The sequence below is a fragment of the Emticicia sp. genome (assembly GCF_049241225.1).
Lineage (GTDB): Bacteria > Bacteroidota > Bacteroidia > Cytophagales > Spirosomataceae > Emticicia.
The window spans coordinates 1-16,319 of sequence record NZ_JBMLRC010000129.1 but is presented as its reverse complement, the minus strand read 5'-3'; the positions used below and the strand labels follow the sequence as shown (position 1 = coordinate 16,319).

The window sequence follows — 16,319 nt, the reverse complement described above, 5'->3', positions numbered from 1 at the left end:
TTACTATGAATATAATCATTCAAACACCTCAATTTACAGCAAGTGAAGGTCTCACAAATTTTGTAAGAGACAAAATCAATCAATTAACGACTCACCAATCAAATATCATTGGAGTAAAAGTTGTACTACGAACAGGAGCAAAACATGACCTAAGTAATCAATGGTGTGAAATTATTGTGACGCTCCCCGCCGAAAATAAGTTCATAAAAAAACATAGTCTCTCGTTTGAAGAAAGTATTGTGAGGGCAATTGCTTCAATGGACCGAAAACTTAAACGTAAGCAAGTTAAATATTCTTGACACCTAAAAAATTATAACTTATAAAACATTAAAATCCACCTATACTTCATCATAGCAAATTAAATCTACAAACCATATGAATTTTCAAGAGGTATTAAATTATTCTATCATCAAAATTGGTGCGTTCGATTTTCGTATTTCATCAATTTTAGGCATTTTTCTTTTGGTAATTTTCGCTGTAATCGCACTTTATCTAACAAAACGTACAATTTATCGCACCAAAAAAATTGAAGAAGGAAAGAAATATTCACTTTATAGTCTTTTCAAATATATCATTATCACTTTTGCAGTAGCGAATGGCTTACAAGTAGTTGGACTTGATATTTCGGTGATTTTAGCGGGTTCGGCAGCTCTTCTGGTTGGTTTGGGCATTGGTTTACAAACACTTTTCAAAGATTTTGTGTCGGGAATTATTCTTTTGATTGATGCTTCGATAAAAGTGGGCGATGTGATTGTTGTCAACGATTTGGTTTGTAAAATCAAGGAAATAAAACTTCGCACCACTACTGCCATCACCCGTGACGATAAATATATTATTCTTCCCAATTCAATGCTTACATCGAGTCAAATTCAAAATTGGACTCACCTAAGTGATACCTCCAGATTTGAAGTGCAAGCAACGATTGATTATCAACCAAATATTCGACAAGTAAAAGATATTGTGCTTGATTTAATCGATAAAAATCCATCGGTTCTTCCCAACCCACAGCCTTTTGTAAGATTTACTGAATTTGGCGAATCTACACTGACTTTTTCTGTTTTTTTCTGGACCCAAGATTTATTCAGGGTAGAAAACATCAGTAGTGATATACGTTTTAGCATTTTTGAGCATTTCAACAAGCATAAAATTAAAATACCAGTTGCACAACAAGAAGTTGCAGTAAATGAACATCAAAAAGGCCTGTAAAACATGCTGATTCAAAACTCTATGATTTTTTTATCCAAAACTCTTTGAGATTTCAAATTCTCTTATAAATTTGGATAATAAACAATTTCAAAAATACTATGGACAAATTATCTGAAACTTGGATGGTAGATGGTACGATTGATTTTGAGGCCAAAAAATATACACTTTTGGCTTACTTAAAAAAAGTGAAGCAATGCTTCGATAACTCAAAAGTGTATCCACAACTCTCTGATCTTTTTTTTCATCATAACAATTTGGTATCTTTTAGAAATAACAAAAACTTTTTAAAAGACCACTTTCCGAAACGTCTTTCGGGAATACAGATCGAAAATTTAGAGTTGATTTACGAAGAAATGATTGCTGATAATAATCTCATGCAGGAAATTGAAGAGATTATTCATTATGCCAGTCAACGATTCCAAAATGCAATTTCTGTAGGAAGTGAAATTTATGATTTTGTAGAAAGCAAGCTTTCCATCACACCGGTAGGTATCATTCCGCTCAAACTAGATGAAGGGTATTTTTTCTTATGCACCGGACAAAGACGTAGCACAAGAGTTTATTCGTACCGTCTAACCTTATTCGAGCGTCATAATGAAAAATATCGGTCGCTAAGCACAACTTTTATATCAGAATGGGAGCGAAACTTTGTAAATAGCTACGAAAATATTAAAATCAATTTAATAAAGCAGCAAAAAAGTATGCCAAATCCAGCTGTTTATTCTATCGAAACCGAACTCGCATTTCCATTAGAGGAAACCCTCCTGCCGATTGCCAAACGTACTTTAGTGCAGCATATAAGCCAATAAAAAATGCCTCTCAAAATTGAGAGGCATTCCTATTATTGCTAAAGCTATATTATAGCTTACGTTTTACTTCTTTTACTTCAAAGCTTTCGAGTGTATCTCCAATTTCGATGTCATTAAAGCCTTTCAAGCTCAAACCACATTCAAAACCGTATTTCACTTCGTTTACATCATCTTTGAAACGTTTCAATTGTTGAATCTCACCTTCGTGTATTACGATTCCTTCACGTATCAATCTTACTTTATTGTTACGCTTAATCGAGCCATCAGTTACATAACAACCTGCAATCGTACCAACTTTACTGATTTTAAACACTTCACGAACTTCGACTGTACCAACGATTGACTCTTCAACTTTAGGAGCTAACAAGCCTTCCATCGCATCACGAATCTCATTGATTGCATCGTAGATGATAGAATATAATCTGATTTCGATTTCTTCTTGGTCAGCAATTCTACGAGCATTATTCGATGGTCTTACTTGGAAACCAATTACGATTGCATCGGCGGTTGAAGCCAACAATACGTCTGATTCTGAAATTTGACCAACACCTTTGTGAATAATCGCTACTTGAACCTCTTCGGTCGAAAGTTTCAATAATGAGTCAGAAAGGGCTTCTACCGAACCATCCACGTCACCTTTTACAATAACATTTAATTGATGGAAGTTTCCGATTGCTTTACGGCGTCCAATCTCTTCGAGTGTAATGTGTTTTTTAGCACGGATACTTTGCTCACGATTGATTTGCTCACGTTTGTTAGCGATGTCACGTGCTTCACGCTCCGAATCCATCACGTTGAATCTATCACCTGCTTGTGGAGCTCCTGGTAAACCAAGAACCTGCACTGGAGTTGATGGACCAGCAGCTTTAATTCTTGCCCCTGTTGCATTCACCATTGCTTTCACACGCCCGAAGTATTGACCTGCCAAGATAACATCTCCAACTTTCAATGTACCGTTCTGTACGAGAACTGTGGTTACATATCCACGACCTTTATCGAGAGATGCTTCAACTACTGTACCTACAGATGTACGGTCAGGATTTGCTTTTAATTCGAGCAATTCAGCTTCGAGCAATACTTTATCGAGGAGTTCATTGATACCAATACCTTTCTTGGCCGAAACCTCTTGTTCTTGGTATTTACCACCCCAACTTTCAACTAAGATATTTTCTTTCGATAAATCTTCACGTATTTTTTCTGGGTTAGCCCCTGGCTTATCAATTTTATTGATTGCAAATACGATCGGAACACCTGCATTTTTAGCGTGGTTGATAGCCTCACGTGTTTGAGGCATCACACTATCATCGGCTGCTACCACAACGATTACAACGTCGGTGATTTTAGCCCCCCTTGCACGCATGGCCGTAAAGGCTTCGTGACCAGGAGTATCGAGGAATGCGATTTTCTTTCCTTTATTCGGACCTTCGTTGATTTCCACATCATAAGCACCAATGTGCTGTGTAATACCACCCGCTTCACCCGATGCAACTTTTGTGCGACGGATATAATCGAGCAATGATGTTTTACCGTGGTCAACGTGACCCATGATTGTAACGATTGGAGCTCTCGGCAATAAATCTTCCTCAGCATCTTCTTTTTCAATCGTATCAACTTTCACTTCTTCTTCAGCAGTGATAAATTGTACATCGTAGTCAAAGTCAAGAGCAAGCATTTGGATTGCTTCCGCATCAAGGCGTTGGTTGATAGATACAAACATACCCATCTTCATTGCCGCCGAAATTACATCGGTTACCGAAACATCCATCAAAGAAGCCAATTCAGCAGCCGAGATAAACTCGGTTACTTTCAAGATATTGCTTTCTTCTTGCTCTTGTAAAGCACGTTGTTCTTCTTGGTCGGCACGTGACCTACGCTTATCCTTTCTATATTTTGCTCCGAAGTCAGGCCCTTTGGTTTGCATACGAGCCATCGTTTGTTTGATTTGCTCTTTTACTTCAACCTGTGAAACCTCTTCTTTGCGTTCTTTCTTTTTCTTAGGATCGCCTTTTTTGGCAGACGCATTATTTGTAGTTGTATTACCAGTGGCAACAGGAGCTTTTGGTTTTGGCGTAACGACAGCATCTGCACCCGTAACTTTCTCGCCACGTTTTACACGTTTGCGTTTACGTTTACGTTTGTCTCTGTCTTCTGCAACAGTTGATTTTTTCTCAACTGGAAGCTCTATTCTACCCAAAACCTTCAAACCTTGAAGTTTTTCACCTCTTGCTTGAATCAATTCTGGTTCGATTATTTCTTCAATATCAATATCTTCTGGAATGCTCTTTTTAGGAACTACAGGAGCAGGTTTTGGCTCAGCCTTGTGAGGCGGGCGTTGATCTGCTCTATATGGCTGACGTGGGTCAAGACGCTCAGTTGGTTGTCGTTGTCCGCCACCTTGTTGTTGGCGTGGCGGGAATTCCTGACGGCTAGGTTGCTGAGGTTTTTGTTCTTGTTTTGGCGGCTCTGGTTTAGCAACAACCTCAACTTTTGGTGGCTCAACAACTGGGGCCACTTCCTGTGGTTTAGCTGGCTCTTGGGGCACAACTGGTGCCGGTACTTCCGCCACTACTGGTTTTGGCTCAACTACTGGCTCTGGTTTTGGTTGCTCTACCTTTACCTCAATTGGTTTTTCTTCAACCTGAGGTTTTACTGGCTCAACTACTGCTTCTTTCACTGGTTCGACTACTGGAGGCGGAACTGGGGCCGGAGGCGGTGTTGGAGTAGGCTTTTTATCCAAATCAATTTTACCCAAGATAGTAAGACCATGAGTTTTGCTTTCGGCACGAATCACTTCGGGCTCAGCAGGTTTGGTTGGTTCTGTTTCTTTTTTCTCCTCTACTTTTGCTTGTTGGCGGAAATATAAAATATCAGAATTACCAGCAGAAGTTGGATTTGCTTTCGCTTCTTCAACTGGTTTTGTCGAACCTCCATCTTCAAGCAACGAATTATTATTATATTCTTTAGCGAGAATATTCAATAACTCAAAGTTGAGTTTGGCATTTGGATTATTTTCAATACGATGTCCTTTTCCAGCAAGTTTTTCAACGATAGTTACAATACCAACGTTGAGTTTCTTTGCCGCAAGGCTGAGTCGCATTTCTTTTTGTTCTGTCATAAAATGATTTAAAAATCTGTTTTTGTTATCCCTTGCGAGATTAATTACTCTTTTTTCCAAGTCCAAAAACCTTGGAGAACTTCAGTTTTTGTGCTTTTGAATTCAATACTACAAATGTAAACGGTATATTCTTGATTATCAAGAATATATGATTTATAGTTATCTATTTCGTTCTAAATCACAGTATTGTATTCGATTTATTCAAATTCTCGACTCAAAATTCCTAAAACTTCGTCGATTGTCTCTTCTTCTAACTCTGTACGGCGGGCAATATCTTCTTTTGAGATAGCCAATACAGATTTTGCGGTGTCGAGACCAATCTTACGGAATTCGTCGAGTACCCAATCTTCGATTTCATCAGCAAATTCTGACAAATCAACGTCTTCTTCGTCTTCTTCGCCTTCGATGTCACGGAATACGTCAAGTTCCATCGAAACGAGTTTACCAGCCAACTTGATATTCATACCGCCTTTACCGATAGCCAACGACACTTGATCTGGTTTTAAGTAAACGGCCACACGCTTGCGTTCGTTGTCAACCTGAATATTGCTAATTTTAGCAGGGCTTAAAGCTCTCGAGATCAACAAGTTAAGATTATCAGTCCACTGAATAACGTCGATATTCTCGTTTTCTAATTCTCTTACGATTGTATGAATTCTTGAACCTTTCATACCTACACATGCTCCTACTGGGTCAATGCGGTCGTCATAAGACTCTACGGCAACTTTGGCTCTTTCGCCTGGCTCACGTACAATTTTACGAACCGAAATCAAACCATCTAAGATTTCAGGTATTTCTTGTTCAAATAGACGCTCAAGGAATACTGGTGAAGTACGAGAAAGCGTAATGCGAGGAGTTCCGTTGTTCATTTCAACTTTATGAACTACCGCTTTAATACTTGTTCCTTTTCGTGGTCTATCTTTTGGTATTTGCTCAGTCTTTGGAAGTACTAATTCATTGCCTTCGCTGTCGAGACAAACTAATTCTTTACCTAAAATCTGATATACTTCAACGATAATAAGCTCCCCAACCAAATCTTTGTATTTGATGTAGAGCATTTCTTTTTCTAAATCTTTGATTTTTTGAATCAAAGTCTGGCGTGCAGTTTGCACAACACGACGACCAAAATCTTCTAACTTAACCTCATCGGCTACTTCTTCGCCGATTTCAAAGTCAGGTTGAATTTTTTGTGCTTCTGAGAGCATAATTTTATCAGTATCCCAAATATCCTCAGAATTATCGTCAACGATTTCACGTGTACGCCACATTTCTAAGTCGCCACTATCGGCATTGATGATCACATCAAAATTATGGTCTGAACCGAATTTCTTGCGAATCATTGTTCTGAAAACATCTTCCAAAACCTTGATCATGGTTGGTCGGTCAATGTTTTTTTCACGAGCAAATTCTGAGAACGATGCTATTAATTCTCCACTGTGCATAGCTTAGTATTCAATTAAGAATTAAGATGTTTCGCCATAGCGATTGAGAATGATTTTTGCGTAAAAACTTCAAAAATCAAATATTGCATCTTAATTTTTGTTCAAAATATTTTTAGTTACTAATTTTATTTGAAAGATATAATTACTTCTGATTGTTTAATATTTGCGAAAGAAATGACCAATGGCACAATTTCTTCGTTTTTCTTACGCTTTTTGTCTTCAATAATTGTGATTTGCTCAGCTTCTACGGCTTCTAAGACTCCTTTTATTTCAGTTCCATCATTTTGGATAACCTTCAGGCTACGTCCAATATTTTTACGGTACATTCTCTCTGATTTCAGCGGAAAATCTACTCCTGGAGACGATACCTCAAGCGTATATTTTTCGGGCATCATTTCGTCAATATCAGTACCCAATTGACGGCTAATGGCTGTACATTCATCAATTTTGATACCTTCATCGGAGTCAAGCAGAATCGTAACTTTACTGTGTACTTTCGATAACGATACTTTTATATCAACAATAAAAAATTTATCATTTTCGAGTAAAGGCTCTAGAAGTTGCTCTACTTTCTGTTTTACTTCGGTATTGGTATTCATATATTGTTTACTGGCAATTATATCGGTTACTGGTAAACTGATTTTCATTTGAGTAGGTATATTGGCCAAAAAGCCCTATTCTACTACTAGTTATTGTTGATAATGAAACAAGTTTACAAGAAAAAAAGGAGGGCTTCGCTCCTCCTTTTTCACAATTCTATCGCAAATATAGACAATTTTTAAATATTTTACAAATTTTATTAGATAATAACATTGCATCTTTTTAAAGTTCTATTCAAAACGACGAAGTTTTTTCTTAGATAGCTCATAAGCAACAATGGCAGGCACATAAAATGTAATATCAGCGGTAAATTTGGCTATAATTACTCCCAAAGAAACATCATTTAGCCAAACGGGCAAATAATACATCAAGGTTGGTCTTACGAACAAACTATCGAAAAACTCAGCAACTCCAAACTCTACGAATAATGCTCGAATATTCCGACCAAAGATTTTTAAAGTATATGGCTTATTTTTGTATGCTAATGCACGATTTGTTTGGAAAATATCAGTTAAAAGAATTGTTCCGAAATATCCAATATTACCCACCCAAGTACCTACCAAAGCAGTTGTGAGGTTATTCTTTGTGAGTTTATAGGTAAAAACCGATGAAGCTAGTGTCAGAATAATTGAGATTATTTCGGCAGGCAAATATCTTTTTATCCATTCGAAGACTTTGTTTTTCATAAACATATTAAATGTTGAAGTCACAAATCTCGTTTATTTTATGCTTTCAAACGAACTTAAATGTTAGTTTATCTGCTTTTTTATCGTATATGTTTCTGAAAGTCGAGTTTAGGTAGTAATTTTAGGCACAGAAATTGCCCCAACCCAACCATGCAGTTGATTAGAGAAATAATTAAACGTTTTTTATTCTTCCTGAATATATTGCTTGCAATCTATACTTTATTGGTATATCAGTTGAGCTATTCGGTAAGCGTAAAACATTGGTTGGCGGGTTTCTTGATGATGTCAATGCCTTTCGTTCTAGTTGCAAATCTTATTTTCTTTCTTATTTGGGCAATCAGGTTATCTCCGAGAGCACTTTTGTCTTTAATCATACTACTAATCGGCTATCCTTTCATCTTCCGAACCATTACATGGCATAATATTGATAGCCGTGATACCCGCAAAGGATTTAGTGTAATGAGCTATAATATGATGTGGTGCGATGCCGTAACCTATGTACATGAGCATGATACTACCAATGCGATTAATCTTGTAAAAAAGGCGGTTAGTATCGAAGCTGATATTAAATGCCTACAAGAATTATACAACTGGGATGGCTTTCCGCAGTTTAGAACAATTAAAAAATTTAGAGGGACTCATAAATATTATACTTATGTTCACTCAACACCTGGTAATGATCGCGGACAAGGAGAAATCGGACTGGCTATATTCTCTAAGTACCCTATTATAAGAAAACAAGAAAAACATTGGTCGATCAATCATAATGGCTTGCTATCGGCTGATATTGTCATAAAAAAAGATACGATTCGAGTCATAAATGTACAATTACGCTCGATGGGGGTGCGTGTCCAGAAAGTGCTTGAAGCCAAAGAAGATAAAGAATTAGCCAAAAAGGAAGCAAAAACTATTTATCACCAACTAAAAGGAGGCTTTGAAGACAGAGCGATTCAGGTAAAGGAACTAGAGAAATGGATTGAAGAAAGCCCGTATCCTGTAATGGTTTGCGGAGATTTAAATGAATTGCCTTACGGATTTGCCTACGGTAAAATTAGACAATATTTAAGTAATAGTTTTGAAGATGCTGGCCGTGGGTTTGGTTTTACCTATCATAAAAAACCAGGTTTTTTGAGAATCGACAATTTATTTTTTGATGAAAAAAAACTAGAAGTAAAGCGTTTTAAAACATTTTCGGAGATACCTTATTCTGATCATTACCCAATTTGGGGAGAATATTTAATTTTGAATGATTGAATGGTACAATGAGTGAATTTATAAGAACTTACCTTAAAAACAATCTACCTTTATTCTGAAAGGTTAAAATTATTGTCTTCACTCTACCATTCAATTATTCTATCAATCATTCATTATTTTAAAGCATGGAGAAAATTTATCAGATTGCCTTATCGAATGTCGATGGTGTAGGAAGTGTATTTTTCAGACAACTTATTAGCTATTGTGGCTCGGCTGAAAATGTTTTTAAAGCAAAAACTGATAAATTGCTAAAAATTCCGGGAGTAGGCAAAACTGTTATTGAAGGCTTAAAAAATAAGGAATTAATTACCGATGCCGAAAAAACGCTCAAAGAAGCTGAAAAACAAGGAGTTCAGCTTTTCTTTTCGACGGATAAAAATTACCCTTCTCGTCTAAAGCCACTTTATGATGCTCCTGCCGTTTTGTATTATCGTGGAACTTCATGTTTAGACCATTTTCGTTCGATTGGTATTGTTGGAACTCGCCAAGCAACTGATTATGGCAAAAAAGTAACCGAAAGCATTGTTGAACAATCAAAACCCTATAATCCACTAATAGTTAGCGGTTTAGCTTATGGAATTGATATTACGGCACACAAAGCGGCCATTGATTTTGGTTTACCTACAATTGCTGTAATGGCCAGCGGAATTGATATCATTTATCCTTCGCAACACGAAAAATACATTGAGCAAATCGTGGCTAATGGTGGCATTGTTTCTGAACATCCATTCGGGAAACAACCCATCAGAAATATGTTTTTATCTCGAAATAGAATTATTGCGGGGCTTAGCGATGCTTCCATTGTAATTGAGTCAGCCGCAAAAGGCGGTTCTTTGGTTACCGCCGAGTTTGCTAATAATTATCACCGGGAGGTTTTTGCAGTTCCTGGCACTTTAAATTATAAAACCTCCGAAGGTTGTAATAAACTCATTCAACAAAATAAGGCCAATATTTTCACAAAAATCGATGACCTCGTTGAGGCACTCAATTGGGACTTAGAAGAAAACCCTGATAATATCAAATTTAAGAAAGACGATGTTGATCTAAGCATGTTTACCGACGAAGAAGCTCAGGTGATTTCGCACCTACGCTCACACGGCGAAATGCAGATTGATGAGCTTAGTTGGCAAACACAAGTTCCCCTCAACCGACTGGCTTCGCTCCTACTCAATCTCGAATTTCAGGGCATCATTAAGGCAATGCCAGGCAAAAAGTTCGGCTTGAAATAATGTTAAATTTCATTTAACACAAAACGTTTTATGTTCAATTTGCGTTAATATGACTGTTATCATTGTTTATAATCAGTCAATTAAGTATTAAAGTGAAATCTCGTCTAAAACTTATTTTTGTATTCCTGACGCTTAGTACAGTTTTTGTTTCGTGCTTTAGTCGATGGATTTTGACCGAAAAAGAGTTGAAAGCTCATTACGCAAATCGGATTTCAAAACCCTTGTTTCACATCATAGAAAATGATTCAACAAAGCTTCACTTCGTAACTTTCGGAGTTGATACTGCTCAACCCGTATTATTCGTTCATGGAGCCCCAGGTTCGTGGGATGGTTACCTAAATTTATTAGACGACAGTTTGCTTCAACATAATTTTCATTTGATTTCAGTTGACCGCCCGGGTTACGGAAAATCTCAAAAACGCCCTAAGAAAAAGACGTACAGTTTAGAAGAGCAAGCAAAAAGTATCATTTTGGCCTTGAAAAGTAATCATTCAAACAAAAAAGCGATTGTAGTTGGGCGTTCGTATGGAGCTCCGGTGGCGGCAAAGTTGGCAGCGATGTACCCCGATAGAGTCGAAAAGATTATACTACTTTCACCAGCAATAGACCCCGATACTGAGAAGTTTTGGTGGTTTTCGAAGTTTGGAAAAGTCTTTTTGGTACGTTGGTTTTTGCCCGAACGCATGAACACCGCCACTGATGAAAAATACGCACATATAAAAGAGTTAAAAATACTCAAAAACGACTGGCAAAAAATCAATTCGGAGGTAACGGTAATGGCCGGAGGAAAAGATTGGATTGTGGACACAACAAATTTTTCGTTCGCAAAAAAGATGCTTATCGGAAAAAATGCTAAATTTATATTTATTCCCGAATCAGGTCATCTAATTTCAAGTTCAAGGCCCGATCTGGTGAAAAAAGAAATATTTAAGTAGTCCACAGACGATAGTCGATGGTCAATAGTAAACACTGTGGACAATGGACTGTAGACCGTGGACTAAAAAAATTAACCATTAACCAATCTTCTTTAACAACATGAAGCAACTCTTTATTCTATGCTCATTGGTAAGTGTGAGTATTTTTGCCCAATCGCCCAAAGACAAAATGCTCGAAAGTATTAGTAAAAAAGAAATGTATTATGGCGGAATTGCCAAACAAATCTGGAATTATGCCGAGGTAGGTTATCAAGAAACAAAAAGTTCGGCACTTTTGCAGGAAACTCTTAGTAAAGAAGGTTTTAAAATCGACAAAGGTGTGGCGGGAATTCCTACGGCCTTTACGGCAACATTTGGCGAAGGAAAACCAGTTATCGGTATCTTAGGAGAATTTGATGCACTTCCAGGATTATCACAGGATTCAACAGCTGACCAAAAATCAGTTGGCGGAATTGCTGGCCACGCTTGCGGACACCATTTATTTGGCACAGGATCGGCAGCGGCCGCAATTGCTGTAAAAGAATACATGAAAGCCAATAATATCAAAGGAACTATTCGTTTTTACGGAACACCTGCTGAAGAAGGTGGCTCTGGAAAAGTTTATATGGTTCGTGAAGGGCTTTTCAACGATGTTGATGCTGTGGTTCACTGGCACCCAATGTCGGTGAATAGTGCGAGTTTTGGTACATCGTTGGCAAATAAATCAGGAAAATTCCGTTTTTACGGTATTTCAGCCCACGCGGCAGCTTCGCCCGAAAAAGGCCGTTCGGCTCTAGATGGTGTCGAGGCAATGAACAATATGGTAAATATGCTCCGTGAACACGTGCCATCAGACACACGCATTCACTACGTAATTACAAATGGTGGCAAAGCACCAAATGTTGTACCCGATTTTGCGGAGGTTTATTATTATGCTCGTAGTCCACGCAGAACCGATGTAATGGATGTTTGGTCGAGAATCGAAAATGCAGCCAAAGGTGCAGCCATGGGAACTGGCACTCGTGCTGATTGGGAATTGACTGGCGGAACTTATGAATTATTGCCCAACGAAACTCTTGCACAGGTCATGCACGCAAATTTGACAAAAGTTGGTGGCTTTACATACACGGCTGAAGAAAAAGCATTTGCTGAAAAAATTGTCAAAAGCTTAGGCATTGAAAGTGTGAAATATGAAGATGCCACAGGCGTAAAACCGTTGGCGGCAGAAAAAAATGGTGGTGGCTCAACGGATGTTGGTGATGTAAGCTGGACAGTTCCGACGGTTGGAGTGATAACCGCCGCTTGGGTTCCTGGCACGCCTGCCCATAGCTGGCAAGCAGTGGCCGCTGGTGGCATGAGTATCGGAAGAAAAGGAATGGTAAATGCTGCTAAAACAATGGCTTTAACAATTACAGACCTTTTTGAGAATCCACAAATTTTAAAAGATGCAAAAGCTGAGTTCGAAAAAGCTCGTGGCACGAAAGAATTCAAATACCAAGCAATGGTTGGCGATAGAAAACCTGCTTTAGATTATAGGAAGTAAAAACCCTAAGCATTTAGAAATTGTAGATAAAGGAATGATGATTGAAGATTTTTGAATACTATACAATAATTCTGAAAATTTTTCAATTTGAAATCATCAATCGCCAATCTACAATATAAGTATAGAACTTTTAGCATGAAGGTTATACCAACTAACCGACTTTGTTTCTAGAAAAAAAATATAAAATATCGTGATAGAATCGAAAATCTATCACGATATTTTTTTTAGCTTTTCACTGATTTTTAGCTCTCTTAGTTTTTCCTCTATCTTTCTCATTATCAAGCTATTTAGTTGTTTATCTCTACAAATCACATCGTAACCTTTGGGTGTAAAAAGTGTCTTTTCAAAGTAAATAATCGCCCAATTTTCGATAGTATCTACATATAAAATTTGCCATTTGCTTGATAAAAGTGAAAGTAAGCCATTTCCACGCCATTCAAACGAAGTATTTTCAGTATTTAAGGGTTTATCAAAACCATTAATTGATTTGGTTCGACCATTTTGAGTGTATCTCACTTCATCAGTCAAACCCATAACTCCATCTCTTTCGGCCTTCTTGTAATTGAAAGTCGGATTGGTCTTATCACCTTTCAACCACATCGGGAAATTCGATAAAATGATATACCATTTCCCTTCAAGGGTTTGTAAATTAATCTTTTCGTTTGCCATTTGCTTATTATATTTTCAATGAAAATGAATTATCGACCTCGCCATTCTTTTGGTGTTAGATTTTTGTGCTTTCTGAATAATTTGTTAAAGTATGGAACATCGCCAAAACCACTCTCAAATGCTACCTGCTGGATTGGTAGGTCGGTTTTGTTGAGCAACCGACAAGCATATTGAAGCCTAAACTCAATCAAAACCTCAACGAAAGTTTTCTTGGTAATATTTTTAAAATACCGACAAAACGACGTTGGCGATAAATCAGCAATATTGGCAATTTGTTCGAGGGTGATTTCTTCTTTAAAATTTTCAATCAAATACGAAAAAACCTTTTGAAAACGTGCCGTCTCCGATTGATTATACTGATGCTCGAAAAAGAAATCATCGATTGTTATAATTTCAGTTGAATGACTCAGTATATCGAAGATTTCTAATAAGCCAGCGATTTTTTGTAAGGAAGTTTTATGCTGTAACGATACTATCCTTTCGGTGAGAATCTCTTTTGTTTTACCAATAATTTCAAAACCAGATTTCGATTTTTCTAAAAAAGCTTGTACTTTTTTCATTTCAGGTAATTCAACTATTCCTTTTCCTAAGAATAAGTCACCGAACTGTATCACAATGGCCGAAGCATTTTCATTCTCGATGGCTTGGTTAATCCAGCAATGTGGCAGATTTGCTCCTAAAAAAACTAAATCTCCTGCAAAAAACTCATGTACTTGTTGCCCAACGTAGCGTTGCCCCTCTCCTTTCAAAATTAAGGTTAATTCATACTCTGGATGAAAATGAAACGGAGCATCGAACTTCGGGACATCAAATTTTCGGAAAATAAATGAACTTGATTGTTCGGTATTTAATTGCTCAAAAACTGCTTTCATAGTTTCATTTTTGCATTCTTCGACTCAATTTTCAATAATCATGATAATATAAGACAATTATATGAAAAAAAACTCAAATCTCACTAAATAAAATTTATTCAACTTTGCATCAAATCTATCTTAAAGTAAGTTGTAGCCTTCAAAAAATGGAACCGCTACGGCGTACCGTGCTGATGACGCTGATTTGACTGATTTTCGCAGATAAAAGCAAAAATTAATTTAAAAATCAGCGTAAATCTGTATAAATCAGCGTCATCAGCGTTCTAATTTTACGATGAATTTTATAGGTTATAACTTAAATATATCTTAATAAATCTAAGCAATGAAAAGTCTATTAAACGAAACTTATCAGCTTCCAGTCGAAGCAATTGAGTTTTATCAAAAAAATCGCTATATCAAGCTAAAAAATGTATTAGATGCTGAAACATTGGCCTATTACGGCGAGGCAATTACCCGAAAAGTAAACGAAATCAATAAACAAGATAAGCCGCTCGACCAAAGAGATACTTACGGCAAAGCATTTTTACAGATTTTTAACCTCTGGCGTGAAGACGAAACCTGCAAAGAGTTTGTTTTGAGCAAACGTTTGGGTCAAATTGCCGCCGAATTAATGCAAGCCGATGGTGCAAGACTTTACCACGACCAAGCTCTTTTTAAAGAAGCTGGTGGTGGCATTACACCGTGGCACGCCGACCAGTATTATTGGCCGCTTAGTTCTGACAAAACCGTTACGGCTTGGATTCCGTTGCAGCCTGTTCCGCTCGAAATGGGGCCTTTAGAATTTAGTGCGGGTAGCCACGCCATTGTCGAAGGACGTGAATTGGCCATCAGCGACGATAGCGAGCAAAAAATTCAGCAAAAACTGCGAGTAACCGACTTTAAGCATGTAATTGAGCCGTATGATTTGGGCGAAGTAAGTTTCCATTCGGGTTGGGTTTTTCACCGTGCAGGGGCAAATAATACCGACCAAATCCGCAAAGTAATGACCATGATTTACATGGACAGAGATATGATTTTGAAAGAGCCAGAAAACGAAAATCAGAAAAAAGACTGGGAAGTGTGGTGTCCTGGTGCGAAAGTCGGTGAAGTGATTGATACTTACTTGAACCCCGTAATTTACAGCAAATGATACATTGCAAAGCCGCAGTTGCGGATGGAAAAGGTAGTTTTTCCATTCAAGAAATATCAGTTGCCGAGCCACAAGGCGATGAGGTTTTGGTCGAAATCAAAGCCGCTGGAGTTTGCCATACCGACTGGGACTCTCAGTCGTGGGGTAAGCCTTTGGTCATGGGCCACGAAGGAGCAGGAATTGTAAAGCAAATCGGGGTAAATGTAAAATCGCTCAAAGTTGGCGATAAAGTCATGCTCAATTGGGCCATACCATGCTACGAATGCTTTCAATGCCAAGAAGGTAACCAGCACATTTGCGAGCGAAACTCGGCCGTAACGGCAGGTAATAAGGTAAGCGAAGGACACGCCACTTTTACCTCAACTACATTTAACGATACTCCAATCGAACGGGCCTTTAGTCTCGGAACGATGTCGGAATACACGCTCGTTCGAGAAGCTGCTTGTGTGAAAATGCACGTCGAAATGCCTTTTTCATCAGCGGCTATTGTGGGCTGTGGCGTAATGACTGGCTACGGTTCGGTTGTAAACGCAGCAAAAGTAAAAGCTGGTAGTTCGGTAGTGGTTTTGGGTACGGGGGGGGTTGGGTTGAATGTGATTCAAGGAGCGAGGATTTCGGGTGCTGGTAAAATCATTGCCGTAGATATTAATCCGTTAAGACTCGAAATGGCCAAAGAATACGGTGCAACGCACACGGTGTTGGCAGAAAAAAATGATAAAGGCTTGACCGAAGCCGCCAAGGTTGTAAAATCTATGACAAACGGACGAGGAGCTGATTATGCCTTTGAGTGTACTGCTATTCCTGAACTTGGGGCTGCTCCGTTGGCGATGGTTCGCAATGCAGGCATGGCC

15 protein-coding genes are annotated in these 16,319 nt (G+C 38.0%); 9 read left to right on the top strand and 6 right to left on the bottom strand.

The window, feature by feature from the left end:
- The first annotated feature begins 5 nt into the window (after positions 1-5).
- From ACOVO2_RS07910 to ACOVO2_RS07900, 3 genes are all read left to right on the top strand, one after another.
- The gene (locus ACOVO2_RS07910) at positions 6-299 is read left to right on the top strand and encodes an HPF/RaiA family ribosome-associated protein (protein ID WP_421769440.1); all 294 of its coding nucleotides are present in this window, start codon (positions 6-8) and stop codon (positions 297-299) included.
- Positions 300-375: 76 nt separating this feature from the next.
- Positions 376-1,206, top strand: a complete 831-nt coding sequence (locus ACOVO2_RS07905; protein WP_421769439.1) for a mechanosensitive ion channel family protein — start codon at positions 376-378, stop codon at positions 1,204-1,206.
- 98 nt (positions 1,207-1,304) lie between these two features.
- Positions 1,305-2,015 carry a hypothetical protein gene (locus ACOVO2_RS07900; protein WP_421769438.1) on the top strand — a complete coding sequence of 237 codons (711 nt, stop codon included), beginning with the start codon at positions 1,305-1,307 and terminating at the stop codon, positions 2,013-2,015.
- 49 nt (positions 2,016-2,064) lie between these two features.
- Here ACOVO2_RS07900 and infB read toward each other — a convergent pair whose 3' ends face one another.
- The 4 genes from infB to ACOVO2_RS07880 all read right to left on the bottom strand — a co-directional run bounded on the left by infB (position 2,065) and on the right by ACOVO2_RS07880 (position 7,858).
- Positions 2,065-5,130 carry a translation initiation factor IF-2 gene (infB, locus tag ACOVO2_RS07895; RefSeq protein ID WP_421769437.1) on the bottom strand — a complete coding sequence of 1,022 codons (3,066 nt, stop codon included), beginning with the start codon at positions 5,128-5,130 and terminating at the stop codon, positions 2,065-2,067.
- 197 nt (positions 5,131-5,327) lie between these two features.
- Positions 5,328-6,572 carry a transcription termination factor NusA gene (gene nusA, locus ACOVO2_RS07890; RefSeq protein ID WP_188766274.1) on the bottom strand — a complete coding sequence of 415 codons (1,245 nt, stop codon included), beginning with the start codon at positions 6,570-6,572 and terminating at the stop codon, positions 5,328-5,330.
- Between the two features lie 125 nt (positions 6,573-6,697).
- Positions 6,698-7,219, bottom strand: a complete 522-nt coding sequence (gene rimP / locus ACOVO2_RS07885) for a ribosome maturation factor RimP (protein WP_421769436.1) — start codon at positions 7,217-7,219, stop codon at positions 6,698-6,700.
- Positions 7,220-7,402: 183 nt separating this feature from the next.
- The gene (locus ACOVO2_RS07880; protein WP_421769435.1) at positions 7,403-7,858 is read right to left on the bottom strand and encodes a hypothetical protein; all 456 of its coding nucleotides are present in this window, start codon (positions 7,856-7,858) and stop codon (positions 7,403-7,405) included.
- 150 nt (positions 7,859-8,008) lie between these two features.
- Between ACOVO2_RS07880 and ACOVO2_RS07875 the strand changes: the two genes are divergently transcribed.
- From ACOVO2_RS07875 to ACOVO2_RS07860, 4 genes are all read left to right on the top strand, one after another.
- Positions 8,009-9,112, top strand: coding sequence for an endonuclease/exonuclease/phosphatase family protein (locus ACOVO2_RS07875; protein ID WP_421769434.1), 1,104 nt, complete (start codon positions 8,009-8,011; stop codon positions 9,110-9,112).
- Between the two features lie 125 nt (positions 9,113-9,237).
- Entirely contained in the window at positions 9,238-10,341 is a 1,104-nt protein-coding gene (gene dprA, locus ACOVO2_RS07870; protein WP_421769433.1) for a DNA-processing protein DprA, read from the top strand.
- A 92-nt stretch (positions 10,342-10,433) separates the two neighbouring features.
- A complete protein-coding gene (locus ACOVO2_RS07865) occupies positions 10,434-11,276 on the top strand; it encodes an alpha/beta fold hydrolase (protein ID WP_421769432.1) in 843 nt (280 codons plus the stop codon).
- 100 nt (positions 11,277-11,376) lie between these two features.
- Entirely contained in the window at positions 11,377-12,798 is a 1,422-nt protein-coding gene (locus tag ACOVO2_RS07860) for an amidohydrolase (protein ID WP_421769431.1), read from the top strand.
- A 210-nt stretch (positions 12,799-13,008) separates the two neighbouring features.
- Here the strand turns inward: ACOVO2_RS07860 and ACOVO2_RS07855 are convergent, their stop codons facing one another.
- Both ACOVO2_RS07855 and ACOVO2_RS07850 read right to left on the bottom strand, forming a co-directional pair.
- Positions 13,009-13,467: a hypothetical protein gene (locus ACOVO2_RS07855; protein WP_421769430.1), complete on the bottom strand. Its 459-nt coding sequence runs from the start codon at positions 13,465-13,467 to the stop codon at positions 13,009-13,011.
- Between the two features lie 29 nt (positions 13,468-13,496).
- Positions 13,497-14,339, bottom strand: a complete 843-nt coding sequence (locus ACOVO2_RS07850) for an AraC family transcriptional regulator (protein ID WP_421769429.1) — start codon at positions 14,337-14,339, stop codon at positions 13,497-13,499.
- A gap of 322 nt (positions 14,340-14,661) precedes the next feature.
- Here ACOVO2_RS07850 and ACOVO2_RS07845 point away from each other — a divergent pair, with 322 nt between their 5' ends.
- Together ACOVO2_RS07845 and ACOVO2_RS07840 are read left to right on the top strand one after the other, a co-directional pair.
- Positions 14,662-15,468, top strand: a complete 807-nt coding sequence (locus tag ACOVO2_RS07845) for a phytanoyl-CoA dioxygenase family protein (protein ID WP_421769428.1) — start codon at positions 14,662-14,664, stop codon at positions 15,466-15,468.
- The coding region (locus tag ACOVO2_RS07840; protein WP_421769427.1) for an alcohol dehydrogenase catalytic domain-containing protein at positions 15,465-16,319 on the top strand (855 nt) is incomplete at its 3' end. The genes ACOVO2_RS07845 and ACOVO2_RS07840, both read left to right, overlap by 4 nt.